The 13828-nt window shown below is 49.4% G+C and carries 13 protein-coding genes; all 13 read left to right on the forward strand.

Annotated elements, in window-relative coordinates; all coding sequences use genetic code 11:
- Positions 1-45 precede the first annotated feature (45 nt).
- The 13 genes from K9N57_01900 (at position 46) to K9N57_01960 (ending at position 13817) form a co-directional block, all read left to right on the forward strand.
- Positions 46-795, forward strand: a complete 750-nt coding sequence (locus K9N57_01900; GenBank protein ID MCF7802921.1) for an NAD-dependent deacylase — start codon at positions 46-48, stop codon at positions 793-795.
- Entirely contained in the window at positions 788-2776 is a 1989-nt protein-coding gene (locus K9N57_01905; protein ID MCF7802922.1) for a tetratricopeptide repeat protein, read from the forward strand. The genes K9N57_01900 and K9N57_01905 overlap by 8 nt, the downstream gene beginning before the upstream one ends.
- Complete coding sequence (locus K9N57_01910; protein ID MCF7802923.1) at positions 2769-3560, forward strand: dihydroorotate dehydrogenase electron transfer subunit; 792 nt, start codon at positions 2769-2771, stop codon at positions 3558-3560. The genes K9N57_01905 and K9N57_01910 overlap by 8 nt, the downstream gene beginning before the upstream one ends.
- A gap of 3 nt (positions 3561-3563) precedes the next feature.
- Positions 3564-4475 (forward strand): dihydroorotate dehydrogenase, encoded by a 912-nt coding sequence (locus K9N57_01915; GenBank protein ID MCF7802924.1) that lies wholly within the window; start codon positions 3564-3566, stop codon positions 4473-4475.
- On the forward strand, positions 4423-4950 hold the full coding sequence (locus K9N57_01920; GenBank protein ID MCF7802925.1) for a septal ring lytic transglycosylase RlpA family protein: 528 nt from the start codon (positions 4423-4425) through the stop codon (positions 4948-4950). The genes K9N57_01915 and K9N57_01920 overlap by 53 nt, the downstream gene beginning before the upstream one ends.
- Before the next feature lie 155 nt (positions 4951-5105).
- Positions 5106-5924 carry a phosphatidate cytidylyltransferase gene (locus tag K9N57_01925; protein ID MCF7802926.1) on the forward strand — a complete coding sequence of 273 codons (819 nt, stop codon included), beginning with the start codon at positions 5106-5108 and terminating at the stop codon, positions 5922-5924.
- Between the two features lie 16 nt (positions 5925-5940).
- Complete coding sequence (locus K9N57_01930; protein ID MCF7802927.1) at positions 5941-7656, forward strand: peptide-binding protein; 1716 nt, start codon at positions 5941-5943, stop codon at positions 7654-7656.
- Positions 7657-7686: 30 nt separating this feature from the next.
- The gene (locus tag K9N57_01935) at positions 7687-8670 is read left to right on the forward strand and encodes an ABC transporter permease (protein MCF7802928.1); all 984 of its coding nucleotides are present in this window, start codon (positions 7687-7689) and stop codon (positions 8668-8670) included.
- Positions 8671-8785: 115 nt separating this feature from the next.
- A complete protein-coding gene (locus K9N57_01940; GenBank protein ID MCF7802929.1) occupies positions 8786-9817 on the forward strand; it encodes an ABC transporter permease in 1032 nt (343 codons plus the stop codon).
- A gap of 11 nt (positions 9818-9828) precedes the next feature.
- Positions 9829-10254 carry a hypothetical protein gene (locus tag K9N57_01945; GenBank protein ID MCF7802930.1) on the forward strand — a complete coding sequence of 142 codons (426 nt, stop codon included), beginning with the start codon at positions 9829-9831 and terminating at the stop codon, positions 10252-10254.
- Positions 10254-10538: a hypothetical protein gene (locus K9N57_01950; GenBank protein ID MCF7802931.1), complete on the forward strand. Its 285-nt coding sequence runs from the start codon at positions 10254-10256 to the stop codon at positions 10536-10538. The genes K9N57_01945 and K9N57_01950 overlap by 1 nt, the downstream gene beginning before the upstream one ends.
- Before the next feature lie 343 nt (positions 10539-10881).
- Positions 10882-12690, forward strand: a complete 1809-nt coding sequence (locus K9N57_01955) for a glutamate mutase L (GenBank protein MCF7802932.1) — start codon at positions 10882-10884, stop codon at positions 12688-12690.
- Positions 12690-13817, forward strand: coding sequence for a hypothetical protein (locus tag K9N57_01960; protein MCF7802933.1), 1128 nt, complete (start codon positions 12690-12692; stop codon positions 13815-13817). The genes K9N57_01955 and K9N57_01960 overlap by 1 nt, the downstream gene beginning before the upstream one ends.
- The last annotated feature ends 11 nt before the right edge of the window (positions 13818-13828 follow it).

The raw sequence follows: 13828 nt of genomic DNA on the forward strand, positions 1-13828 counted from the left end.
TTACTCAGACAATTTATGAAGGACCAAAAGATGCCTGAACAAACTATGGAGGTCGATCCATTTCTGTTTGAACAGTTAGAATCTGCGAAACATATAGTCGCTTTGACAGGGGCGGGGATTTCAGCCGAAAGCGGCATCCCGACATTTCGCGGTGAAGAGGGGCTCTGGAAAAAGATGAAGCCGGAAGAACTGGCCAACTTCGATGCATTTATGGATAATCCGGACCGGGTTTCTGAATGGTACGCTCATCGACGTGAGATCATCGATAACGTCAAACCTAATCCGGGGCACCAAGCATTGGCGGAGATGGAGACCTTGTTCGATTACGTCACAATTATTACTCAGAATGTGGACGGACTGCATCAGCGTGCCGGGAGCAATAATGTGATTGAACTGCACGGAAACATCTACAGAAATTATTGCATTGATTGTGGCAAGCGATACGATTACGGAAATATGAAAAACGGCCAGGGTGTCCCGACGTGCGATGAATGCGAGGGATATATTCGCCCGGATGTCGTATGGTTTGGCGAATCGTTACCAGTGGATGCTATCCAGGAAGCGGAGCGTCACGCAGCGACCGCAGATGTGCTTTTTTCAATCGGAACCTCAGCTGTTGTCTATCCCGCTGCAGGGATTCCACGGACGGCGAAAGGGCACGATGCTTATCTGGTTGAAATCAACCCGGAGCATACCGATATTTCTTTGATCGCCGATGAAACAATTCGGGAACAATCTGGTATAGCTTTACCTGAACTTATGAATCAATATAGACACTGGATACAGAGTGAATAAATTCTTACCATTAATTCTTATTACATTGTTTCTCACCGGATGTATCTACTTTAATACCGTCTATAACGCCCGAACCGCCTACAATACAGGGTATGAATCCTACCGGAAGGATCTCCGCCAGAGCAGCACGGTCTCCCGCGAGACAGAAGACCATTTTCAGCGTGCCGTCCAGAAAGGAAAAAAAATCCTGACTGAATATCCGGATTCAAAGTATGTGGCTGAGGCCTATCTGTTAATCGGGAAATCGTACTATTATCTGGACAAACCCGGGTTGGCGCGTGATTATCTCAACGATTTAAACAGTAACTTTCCTAACAGTTCATTGCGGGGAGAAGCCAGGCTTTTTCTTGGGAAAGCCTATTTCCAGTTGGAGGAATATCCGTTAGCGCGGCATGAGTTCGAATCTATCATAGAAAATAGCGATCAGAAGTCGCTTCGGGCTCAGGCCTGGTTAGCTTTGTCGGATTTAGAAAAGGCCGAAGGCAATTCCGATCTGATGCTGGAAGCCGTACAGTCCGCTATTGCCATCGCCGAGGATAACGAAGTAAAGGCGGACGCCGCTTGGCGTACCGGGCAGTGGGCGATGGATAACAATCAGTATGACGAGGCGGAACGCTTTTTTAATCAGGCTGCGGATTTTACACGCAAACCTCAGTTTGATCGCCAAATCCGCGTCCAAATGGTAACGGTGTACAGAAAACAGGGGAAATATGACAGGGCTATGGAGCGACTACAATCGTGGCTGGCCGGTGAGGAGTACCAGGAGTTTTATCCCCAACTGGAAATTGAACGCGGATTGATTTATGAGCAGACAGGCGATACGGTAAAAGCCAAAAGCTCCTATCAATATGTGACACAGAATTATCCCAATACTGTTTCCGCAGCAACCGGGTATTATTATCTTGGAAAGATTGCATTTGAGCAGATGGAATATGACTCGGCCAAGGTGCATTTCGACAACACAGTTAGAATCGGCAAAGAGAACAGGTTTATAACCGAAGCCCGGGAAAAAAGCCGGTCAATCGGGCAATTGCAAAAGTTAGAAACTCTGCAGAAAACCCATCGGGACAATTTTATTCAGACGTATATTGCTAAAGAACATCCGGAGATGCTGGAATCCAAGCAGGATACGGTGAGTGCGGAGTCAGATTCACTGATGGAGAAAGAAGAATCTACTGTATCCGATGCACCGGTCGGCTCGGAGTCAGGTTCCGAGTTTCTATCCCTGGGACAGGGCGAAGAGGAAGAAACAGCAGCATTTACCTTCGACGAAATCCGTCCATGGTTGATGAAGCAGGACTCTATCCAGGGATTGGACAGTTATCTTGAGAAAAGATACGCTATCGCCGAGTTATTCATATTCGATTTAAATAAACCACACAGAGGTCTCGCAATCTGTGACAGTTTACTGAACATTGCGCCAGATACTGAATTTAAGGCAAAAGCGCTGCTATTGCAGGCATACACCTATCAAAACGTCCTGAACAGGCCTGAACGGGCGGAGAACTTAGTAATGCGGGTCCGTGAAAACTATCCGGATGCCAGGGCACTCATTGAGTACGATGGAAAAGACTTGATAGAGAAACCGACAACGCCGTCTGTGGTATCCGATTTAAAGCAGCGATATAATACGGCTGATTCCCTCATTGTCCGGAATCAATATTCTAAGGCCAGGGAACTCCTCGAATCTATTTACAGGAGCTATCCGGAGTCTAAATACGGCCCCAAAGCGCTTTATGTTACGGGATGGCTTTACGAAAACAAACTCATGGTGCTGGATTCGGCTGTATCACGATATCAGCAATTCCGGGACCAATATCCGCAGCACGAAATGTCTAGTACTGTTTCCGCCCGACTCCGGGATTTGACATCTATCCAAACCGCACTGGCCACACCAGCTGAACCTGATACTGGCTCCGGCGGCGTCTCCGATTTGCCGGTTACCTCTGATACCACGGATACAATACTTGAAAATGAATAATACCGTTTTACGCCAGGCGCCTGTCGTTGCAAATGACGAAGTAGCCAACGAAATTTTCTGGATGAGGCTCAAAGCCCCGCAAATTTCCGCAGTAAACCAACCAGGACAGTTTATCAATATTCTCACAAATCCCGACGGAGAACCCCTGTGGCGACGCCCATTTAGCGTGGCCAGAGTCTCGGGCGAACTGATTGAAATCATTTACAAGGCTATTGGTATCGGAACCTATCAAATGGCGGGGTTGCAACCGGGAGACACGGCGAACATCATTGGCCCACTGGGAAATCAGTTTTCCGTTAATCCGGAAGAGGAGGGCATTCCGCTTCTGATTGGTGGCGGTCTTGGCTTCGCTCCGCTCGTAATACTACGGGACTTCTTCGTTGAAAAAGGGATTCATCCGGTACTATTCATGGGAGCCTTAAACAAAAATGAGCATTATTACCGGGAGGATCCCGATACCGAATTATTCCTGACAACCGATGACGGCTCCCTGGGGTACCATGGACTGGTGACGGAGCAGTTGGTTGAATATCTGGACAAGGCCCCGGGCGGACAAAAATTCGTCGCGTATAGCTGCGGCCCCGAACCAATGATGAAAGCGGTTGCGCGAATTTGTGCAGATCGCAATATTTCACTCCAATTATCTATAGAGCGGGAAATGGCATGCGGTATCGGACTGTGCCAGGGCTGCTCAATCGAACAGCGGCCGCCGCACAAGACGTATGCGCTGGTGTGCAAGGACGGTCCTATCTTCAACGCTGAAAATCTGGCTTTTACGGAATAGTCTATGGCAGACCTCACGACCTATCTTGACCAATTGACGCTCAAAAACCCTGTTATGACCGCCAGTGGCACCTTTGGATATGGCGATGAGCTGCCGGACTACGTGGACCTCGGCGCATTTGGTGGCATTGTCACCAAATCACTAACAGGGCAGCCCAGGGAAGGGAATGCGCCGCCGCGAATCGTGGAAACATCCAGCGGCATGCTTAATTCCATCGGATTGGCGAATATTGGTGTCGAGGCATTCATCCGGGAGAAATTGCCGATTGTCCGTGAAAAAGATATGGTGTTGATTGTCAACATTGCCGGGAGCAAAATGGAAGAGTATTGCCGGGTGCTGGAGCTGCTGGATGCCGAAGAGGGTATTGACGGATATGAAATCAACGTGTCGTGTCCGAATGTAAAAGAGGGCGGCATGGAATTCGGGGTATCGGAGCCTCATCTGGAAAAGCTCATCTCACAACTCCGGGCATTGACAGACCGTCCGATTATAACTAAGCTCTCGCCTAACGTGACTTCGATTCAGTCTATGGCAAAGGCGGCTGTAAACGGGGGAACGGATATACTTTCTCTGGTTAATACGCTTGTCGGTAGTAAAATAGACATTGAACGACAGGAGCCGGTGCTGAGTACGGTGTTTGGCGGGCTCTCAGGACCCGCAATAAAGCCGGTGGCGATTGCCCAGGTTTTTAAGGTATCTGAAGCGGTGGACGTGCCGATTATAGGCATCGGAGGCATTAAAACGGCCGCAGACATTATCGAATTCCTGATGGCTGGTGCGTCGGCCATAGAGATCGGGACCTTGAATTATCGCGATCCCGGACTGGGTCCCAAATTGGTCCCGGAGATTACCAAGTGGCTCGATGAACACGATTTTACCACTCTGGAAGAAATTATCGGAATCGCACATGAATAGGTTTATTAAAATAGGTGTGCTGTTGGTTGTTGCCGCCGGATTATATGACTGCACACCATCGCCGCGGTTCACATCGACGCCGTCCAAATCAAAGTCAAAGACAACTAAGAAGACCAAGAAACAATCGCCGCCTAAACTGAGCTCAAAATTTCGCGTAGGACAGTCCTTCGTCGGAATCGCTTCCTATTACGCCGATGATTTTCACGGGAAGCAAACCGCCAATGGAGAAACCTTCGATATGTACGGCATTACTGCCGCGCACAAGACGTTACCGTTTAATACTGTTGTACGGGTGACAAACCTCAATAACGAAATGTCTGTTCTGGTACGCATAAATGATCGGGGGCCATTTATTCCCGGACGCGTGCTGGATTTATCCTATGGAGCCGCAAAAAAATTGGGGATGGTCGCGGCCGGTACCGGGAAGGTACGAATCGAAATCGTGGAGCTGGGGGACGGAAAATATGCCCGGTGAATTTGGGTGGAATATTCTTGAAAACAGCAGCGAATTTCGTTAATATCAGTTCTTCAAATAACCCGAATAAAGCGCCGCAAAGTCAGTTGTTTCCGTAAAGAATCGGACGTGTTAAAACCTGGCTTGCCTGGTTGTTGGAATATATCGGAGCATTCTTGAGCGAAGCGATTCAACGGATCACAGTTTCCATTATCGGTATACCGCTGATACTTGCCGCCATCTGGTTTGGGCAGTATTATTTTCTGGCCTTCGTTGCGGCAGTGGCGCTCCTTGGCCTGTCTGAATTATTTTCCATGGCAAAAACATTGGATATCGTTCCGAGCCGTTTTATTGGAGGGATCGCTACTCTTGGTATCCTCTGGGCATTTTATATCGGAACCCCTGCCTTAATCATAACTATTTTAATCAGTGCAACTCTTCTTAGCCTTTTCCTTGAGATGGTCACAACTTCGGAGCAGCCCCTTCAGAATGTATCAGTAACCCTGTTTGGGTTATTGTATCTCGGGGTTGGTGCCGGAAGCATGATAGGTATCAGGGAAAGTGGGGTATTCAACGACTACATTTTCACCGGACAGCTAGTAATTTTAATTTTCGCTGGGGTCTGGATCTGTGATACCGTAGCATATTTTCTTGGAATTCGATTCGGGAAACACCGGCTATTCGAAAAAGTGAGTCCAAAAAAATCAGTGGAGGGGGCTGTCGCCGGATTGTTAGGTGCAATGGCATTCGTTTTTGGGGTCTATTTTTCGGAGTTGGTCCCGGGAATTACACTACGGATGGCAGTCATACTTGCGATAATCATTGGAATCTCCGGACAAGCCGGTGATCTTATGGAATCCTGGCTGAAGCGCCGGACGGATATCAAGGATTCGTCCTCACTGATACCGGGGCATGGCGGGGTATTGGATCGGTTTGATTCGTTGCTGGTCGTCAGTCCGTTAATATTTATCGCAATTCAACTTGACGTATTTTAAGAGATGGAGGGGAGTTATGCGTAAATCACTTATTATTCTGGTTGCGCTCGCCGGTGTCGTTTTTATGGCGTGTGGCGGCGGTGGTGATAAAAAAATGTCTGAGGATATCCGGTTTGTTACGATGCCGGATGGCCAAAGGATTCCGCAGGGCGGTACGCTTATTGTCGGGTTGATCAGCGATGTAAAGGCGCTCAATCCCTATATATCTACCACTGTACAAGCAAGTAATATCGAAAGCCTGATTTTTATGACGCTGGCGGACATCAATAAGGATTTATTGACATATTCTCCCCGGCTGGCAAAATCGTGGGAATTCTCAGAGGACCGGAAAACACTGACTTTCCATCTCCGTAACGACGTCTACTGGGCGGACGGGGAAAAGACGACTGCCAAAGATGTGGTATTTTCTCATGAGGTTGCCGTCGATCCCAGGGTTGCCTGGAGTGCTATTCGCTGGAAAGATTATATTACAGATGTAACCGCCGTTGACGACACGACAGTTGTTTTTACCTTTGATCGCGTGTACCCGTATCAAATGATGGACGCAACCGTCGGCCCCATTATCCCGGAACATCTTCTGGGAGATATTAAGCCCGAAAATCTTGCGACGGCCGAATACAATTTAGATCCCATAGGTAATGGTCCTTACAAGTTGAAGAGCTGGCGCCAGCAGCAGCAGATCGAACTAGAGGCAAATCCTGATTATTACGAAGAAGGCAAACCGCACCTGGACCGCATTGTCTACCGAATCGTTCCGGACAGAACGGCCTTATTGACCCAACTCAAAACCGGCGAAATCGATATGTTGGAAAATGTGCCAATGAAAGAATTCCAGCAGCTGAAGAAAAACTTCAAAGCCGGGAAGACCGACATCAAGCCCTATGAATTCATGGGCCGGACCTACGATTATGTGGCCTGGAATACTATCGATCCGGAAAAATATGACCCGGATGTCCATACGACGGTTGAATCGTTTGATCAGATCCCGAATCCATTTTTTGCCGATGCGAAAATACGGCGTGCAATGACTCACGCTATTGACCGGGAGCTCATCCGGGAAGCTATCGGTTACGGGTTGCTCGTGGAAATGCGCGGACCGATTGCGCCAATCCTCTGGGCGTACGATGAAAGCCTCCCCAGGATCGAATACGATCCAGAGCAGGCCAGGCAGCTCCTTTCAGATGCTGGATGGATAGACAGCAACGGAGATGGTATTCGGGACAAAGACGGCCGGAAATTTCAATTCATTATGAAAACAAATACGGGGAACGAGCGCAGGGAGCAGGCTTGTACGCTGATCCAGGATATGTTGTCCAAGGTGGGGGTCAAGATGGAAATCCGTATGGAAGAGGGCGTGACCTTCTTTGACAACCTGGATCAGAAGCAGTTTGAAGCCGCACTTGCCGGATGGAGCGTCGGCCTGAAAGTGGATATGACCACTACCTTCCATTCCAGGTCCGTGCTGGATAAATTTAACTTCCCCTCCTACCGCAATCCGGAGTTCGATCGGATTAACGATCAGGCCAAATTTGAGATGGATCGCGAGAGAGCAAAAGAACTTTGGAGTAAGGCGCAGCGTATCCTTATCGAAGATCAGCCTTACACCTGGCTTTTCTATACAAAATCCGGTCACGGTCTGCACAAGCGCTTCAAAGACGTGATCATGGATCAGCGTGGCACGTATGTGAATGTTCGGGACTGGTGGGTTCCGGCAGATGAGCGGAAATATTAAAATTCTGAACGCCGGACGGGTAAACCGCTTATGTTGACATATGTTATTCGCCGCATCGGAGTCGCGATCCCGATGATTTGGCTGGGATTGACTCTGACCTTTTTTATCATGCGGCTGGCGCCAGGTGATCCCACAACACAGTATATTAATCCGGATTTTGACCCGGAAGTTAAAGAACTCATGCTGAAGAAATTTGGACTGGACAAGCCGTTGCATGTCCAGTACTGGCGGTGGCTTACCTCATTCGTGCAGGGAGACTTCGGTATTTCCTTTGACCGGTCCCGTCCGGTTGCGGATGTTATCGAAGATGCAATCTACAATACGCTTATCCTGAACGGATTAGCGCTGATGGTAGCGCTGCTGATCGGAGTGGTACTCGGGATATTTTCCGCCATAAAACAGTATTCAAAATCCGATGATGTTATGACCATTGTCTCGCTATTTTTCTACTCGATGCCTCGATTTTGGCTTGGCCTGATGCTGATCCTTATATTCTCGTATGTTCTTGGATGGCTGCCCACAGGGGGAATGACCTCCATTAATTACGAGTACATGTCGGCCTGGGGACAATTCTGGGACAGGGTGGTGCATCTGATATTGCCGGTGTTCGTGCTTGGTGTCGCATCCGCAGCCAGTACAATGCGGTATATGCGCGGCAGCATGTTGGAGACTATCCGGCAGGATTTTATCCGGACAGCCCGGGCCAAGGGACTCAGTGAGCGCGTCGTAAATTTTAAACATGCCACCCGAAATGCCATATTACCCGTCGTAACCCTGTTCGGTCTCTCCATTCCCTTTATTTTCAGTGGCAGCATTATTACGGAGATTGTGTTTGCCTGGCCAGGAATGGGGCGGGTCATGCTGACAGCAATTTTTGCCAGAGATTATCCTGTGGCTATTGCCGTCGTTGCTATTATTTATATTATGGTCACCCTCGGGAATCTCCTTGCGGATATATTGTACGCAGCCGTTGATCCCCGGGTTCGCTACGGAGACGGAGGCGGTGGTGAATAATCCGGAAATTACATATCGACAGTCAAATATGAGTTTCGCAGCATGGGAATATCTGCTGCCCGGTATCAGTTTAATGAGGCGGGGAAGCAGGGGAAGTGGCGCAGTATTATCCGGCATGTTTTTTCTCCCGGTGATATTCTTTATTTGGCAACCGGAAACGGTCTTTAGTGTCTTCACCGGGGCAGCCTGGGATATCTATCTGGCGAGCATCTATTTGTTTGCTCTTTTTCTGACTTCGTTTTGGCTCAATATTAAATTATTGCAGGATTTTGTCACGCCCGACGCTGACGCAGGTATCAGTGAATGGCAGATTGGAATCCGGCGATTTAAAAAGAACCGACGCGGGATGTGGGGAATCGTGATTTTGGGAATTCTCTATAGCGTTGCGCTTTTGGCGCCCCTGATTTCGCCCCATGATCCCATATCCCAGGCGGATGTACTCAATACGCGGTTTTTAGCGCCGTCGCTGACTTCAGGCTATCTGTTGGGCACAGACGGTTTTGGCCGGGATCTCCTGAGCCGGATTATCTACGGATCGCGGATTTCGCTGTTCATCGGCTTTGTTTCGATGACACTGTCCGTGGGCATCGGCTCAATCATCGGGGTGGTAGCCGGGTACTTCGGTAAATGGATCGACAGCGCACTCATGCGACTGGTCGATTTGATGCTCGGATTTCCGCGGCTTTTTCTGATCCTGATTGTAATTGCCTTTGTGGGGCCATCTATTTTCTGGATTATTGCAGTCCTTGGCCTGACTGGCTGGATGGGCGTCGCCCGTCTCGTCAGGGGACAGGTGCTCTCGCTCAAAGAGCAGGAATTTATTCTTGCAACCCGGGCACTGGGGCAGCGCACCATAAAAATCCTGATTAAACACCTGATACCGAATACCATGGCGCCGATTATCGTTTACGCCACGCTCAACATCGGGATTGTAATTTTGGTGGAAGCAGGCTTAAGCTTTTTGGGACTTGGAGTACAACCTCCGACGCCGAGTTGGGGCAATATTGTGGACCTCGGCCGGAAGAATCTCATAGATGCCTGGTGGATCGCAACATTTCCGGGCTTTGCCATCGTTCTGACCGTTGTTTCGTTTAATATCGTCGGCGATGCGCTCCGGGATGCATTCGATCCCCGGCTCCGTGACTGACAAATTATAACGTGACAGGACTGGCTGACAACGAAACCGTGGAGTGGACTATCCATCCCATGCGAAGGAATCTATTGCAGACATTGATGGTCAGCATCATCGTCATCGGCGTGGCTTACAGTCTGGCACTTCTGACCGGCAGCGCCAACTGGACATTACTCTATCTGGGAATTTTTTTGCTCTCGCTGCACCGATATTTTTTTTCAACGCATTACACGGTTTCCAAAGATGGAATAACCGTCCGGCGTCCGTGGAGGCAATACGAATATACATTAGAAGATTACCGCTCATTCACAGTAGCAGAAAACGGAATACAGTTGAACCGGATGCAAGGGGATACGATGTACGACCGGATTCGCGGCGTATATCTGATGACAAACCGAAAGAAGAAAGAAGTCGCGTCAATCCTGGAATCACAACTTAAGAGAACTGACTAATGGCTGAAGTTACGGCACATCAGCAAAAACTGGTTGATACCGTTGCGGAAAAGGTCGTCAAATACAAGATGACCGTTCCGATGCTGCTTTTCCTGGAGAGCGTCCGCCCGCTGAATTTTATCGGGAGCCAGGCCATGCTGATGTTCCATCCGTTTCTGAACGTTTTTTTCAATGCCGCCGATATCGATGCCTTTCGGAAGTTCCTGGAGAAGCGTGAAAACCTGGAATATTTGATGCGAGCTATAGAGGAAAAGGAAGAAGGGAAAAAGGGTATAGAGGTATAAGGTATAGGGGTACAAACCTTGGTCTTCCGATTTAAGTCCGCGCGGCGGGTTGAAGCGGGCGAAACGGAGGAGAAAAGAAGGGAAAAGGGAGGAAGGAGAAAGGAGAAAGGAGAAAGGAAAAACCCTTACGTGGTTCATCCCAGGGGATTCCACCAAGGATTCTCTGAGATTAAAACGAATTTTGGATGATGAGGAAAGGGACTTTAAAACTTTTTCAATGTCAAATAAAACTTACTTCCCTCTCTTTATAAAGTAGAGGGATTGAGGGTGAGGTTATTAAAATTTCGTTACAAGGGTTATAGCCTAACCTATAGATAGAATAACTTCTAAAAGAATAGGATAAATGAGCATACCAGAAAATATTAATGTAATTCTCGCTACCGATTGTGGCAGTACGACCACCAAAGCCATCCTGATCGAAAAAGTCGGAGATGAATTCCGCTTGCGGGTGCGCGGCGAGGCGCCAACCACGGTAGAGGCGCCGTTTGAGGACGTCACCCGGGGCGTCATCAATGCAATTGAGGAAGTGGAAGAACTTAGTGGCCGGCAAATCCTCAAAAACAGTGACATACAGACTCCCAGCGATGGCATGAACGGTGTGGACATCTATATTTCCACCAGCTCTGCCGGTGGTGGCCTCCAGATGATGGTCTCCGGCGTCGTCAAAACCATGACCGCCGAATCCGCCGAACGGGCAGCCCTTGGCGCCGGATCAATCGTGATGGATGTGATTGCCTCCAATGACGGGCGCCTGCCGCACGAGCGCATCGAACGCATCCGTCACCTTCGCCCGGATATGATTTTGCTCTCCGGGGGCATCGACGGCGGCACAGTGAAGCATGTGGTGGAGCTGGCGGAACTGATCGAAGCCGCTAAACCGCAGCCGAGGCTGGGCTCCGGATACAAGCTTCCGGTGATTTACGCAGGTAATAAGGAAGCCAGAGATAAAATTCGCGAGAGACTGGAAGACGTCACCGACCTGCAGGTGGTGGATAACCTCCGGCCGACGCTGGAAGAAGAAAACCTCGCTCCGGCCAGGGAAAAAATACACGATCTCTTTATGGAGCACGTGATGGCGCAGGCGCCGGGCTATAAAAAGCTAATGCATCTGACAGATGCGCCGATTATGCCGACTCCAGGCGCGGTGGGGCTGCTCATCCAGGCTATCGCGGAAGATGAAGAAATCGATGTTGTGGGCGTAGACATCGGTGGAGCTACGACGGATGTCTTTAGCGTGTTTGAAGAGACCTTTAATCGAACGGTGAGCGCCAATCTCGGCATGAGCTACAGCGTGGCGAATGTGTTGGCGGAATCCGGCCTGGAAAATATCCTGCGCTGGGTGCCGTTCGAAATCGACAACGCGGATCTCCGGAATCGGATCGTCAACAAAATGATCCGGCCAACAACTATTCCTCAGACACTCACAGAGTTGAAAATAGAGCAGGCCATAGCCCGCGAAGCACTCCGTCTGGCGTTTGAGCAACATAAATCATTCGCAACCAGCCTGAAGGGCGTACAACGCGCCAGAGATATCTCTGATACATTCGACCAGAGCATGGCCGGGGAAACACTTGTGAATTTGGAATCGCTTGACCTCATCGTTGGCAGCGGTGGCGTGTTGTCTCACGCGCCACGCCGGCAACAGGCCATGCTTATGATGATCGATGCGTTTCTGCCGGAAGGGATCACCGAACTCGCCGTAGATTCCATATTTATGATGCCCCAACTCGGCGTTTTATCCACGCTACACCGACAAGCGGCTACACAGGTTTTTGAAAAAGACTGCTTGATCCGGCTGGGCACCTGCATCGCACCGTTTGGCAGTATGAGAAAGCCAAAGGAGGCACTGAAGATAGATCTGGAACTCTCATCCGGAGAATCGATATCTGAGACTTTGCCCTATGGTGACTTAATTACATATCCGTTAACCTTTGAAGGTACAGCCACCGGAGAAATTACGCCGCTGAACGGACTCGATCTGGGCAAAGGCAAAAACTCGCCGATCAAGGTTGAACTCCGGGGCGGCATCGTCGGATTGACTTTTGACGCCAGGGGGCGTCGTCCATTTGGCTTACCAGACGACGAAAGCGAACGATTATCCAAATTGCTTCACTGGTATGAATCGATGAATATTTATCCGGACGAGGAATAATGGCACACGCATATACTCCAGGTTTACGCGTTACGGCACGCACAAAATTACGTAAAACCAGGCGATTACCCTTAACAGGTGATGTAATAGTTGAGGTAGGCGATCAAGTCAAAGCCGATGACATAGTCGCCAGGACAGAACTGCCGGGTGCGGTTACTCCGCTGAACATCGTAAACCGGCTCGGGATTGTTGCCGAGGATGCACCCCACTGCATGACCAAAGAAATCGGGGAAAAGGTCGAGATGAACGAAGTTATCGCTGAATCGTCCTCCTTCTTTGGGTTGTTCACCAGTACGGCAAAAGCACCCGTGGATGGAACCATCGAAAGTGTTTCGGACGTCACCGGACAGGTGATTATACGGCAGGCGCCAGTACCCGTTGAGTTAAAAGCGTATGTCGATGGCAAAGTCGTCGATATTTTAGAGAACGAAGGCGTGGTACTCGAAACGAATTGTGCCTTTATTCAGGGGATATTTGGAATCGGTGGTGAAACAAACGGAGAAATCGCTGTCGTCGTAAATGCGCCGGAACGGACGCTCACCGGTACAATGATCAAGGATTCGCATGCCGGGAAGATTATTATCGGCGGAGATATGGTGACCCTTGGGGCCATTCAAAAGGCGAAAAAGGCTGGTGTCAAGGGCATTGTCGCCGGGGGAATCGATGATACGGATTTAAAAGAATTGCTGGGATACGATATCGGCGTAGCAATTACCGGTTCGGAAGATATTCCGCTTTCGATAGTGATTACCGAGGGATTTGGCAAAATTGCCATGGCGAACAGGACTTTTCAGCTGCTCAGGCAGCATGAAGGAAAGAAGGCGTCAATTAATGGCGCCACGCAAATTCGGGCGGGGGTCATTCGCCCGGAGGTAATTATTACCCAGGACATATCAGACGAGTCTGAGGCGACGGAAGACATCGTGGCCGGTTCCATGTCAGTCGGTACACAGATCCGGGCCATTCGCGAGCCGTATTTTGGACATATCGGTACGGTGACGGAATTACCCTCTGAGCTGGTGGCACTGCCAACGGAAGCCAAAGTCCGGACGCTTAAAGCAAAATTCGAAAACGGAGAAGAAGTTACCATCCCCCGCGCCAACGTGGAAATCATCGAGAAAGACTAACCGAAAGGATC

This window comes from Candidatus Neomarinimicrobiota bacterium (genome assembly GCA_021734025.1).
GTDB lineage: Bacteria > Fidelibacterota > JAANXI01 > JAANXI01 > JAANXI01 > JAANXI01.

Coding starts and splice junctions, on each gene's coding strand:
- K9N57_01935 (MCF7802928.1), top strand. CDS start 7,687: ATGTTGACATATGTTATTCGCCGCATCGGAGTCGCGATCCCGATGATT.
- K9N57_01915 (MCF7802924.1), top strand. CDS start 3,564: ATGGCAGACCTCACGACCTATCTTGACCAATTGACGCTCAAAAACCCT.
- K9N57_01900 (MCF7802921.1), top strand. CDS start 46: ATGGAGGTCGATCCATTTCTGTTTGAACAGTTAGAATCTGCGAAACAT.
- K9N57_01960 (MCF7802933.1), top strand. CDS start 12,690: ATGGCACACGCATATACTCCAGGTTTACGCGTTACGGCACGCACAAAA.
- K9N57_01910 (MCF7802923.1), top strand. CDS start 2,769: ATGAATAATACCGTTTTACGCCAGGCGCCTGTCGTTGCAAATGACGAA.
- K9N57_01955 (MCF7802932.1), top strand. CDS start 10,882: ATGAGCATACCAGAAAATATTAATGTAATTCTCGCTACCGATTGTGGC.
- K9N57_01940 (MCF7802929.1), top strand. CDS start 8,786: ATGTTTTTTCTCCCGGTGATATTCTTTATTTGGCAACCGGAAACGGTC.
- K9N57_01930 (MCF7802927.1), top strand. CDS start 5,941: ATGCGTAAATCACTTATTATTCTGGTTGCGCTCGCCGGTGTCGTTTTT.
- K9N57_01950 (MCF7802931.1), top strand. CDS start 10,254: ATGGCTGAAGTTACGGCACATCAGCAAAAACTGGTTGATACCGTTGCG.
- K9N57_01920 (MCF7802925.1), top strand. CDS start 4,423: ATGAACACGATTTTACCACTCTGGAAGAAATTATCGGAATCGCACATG.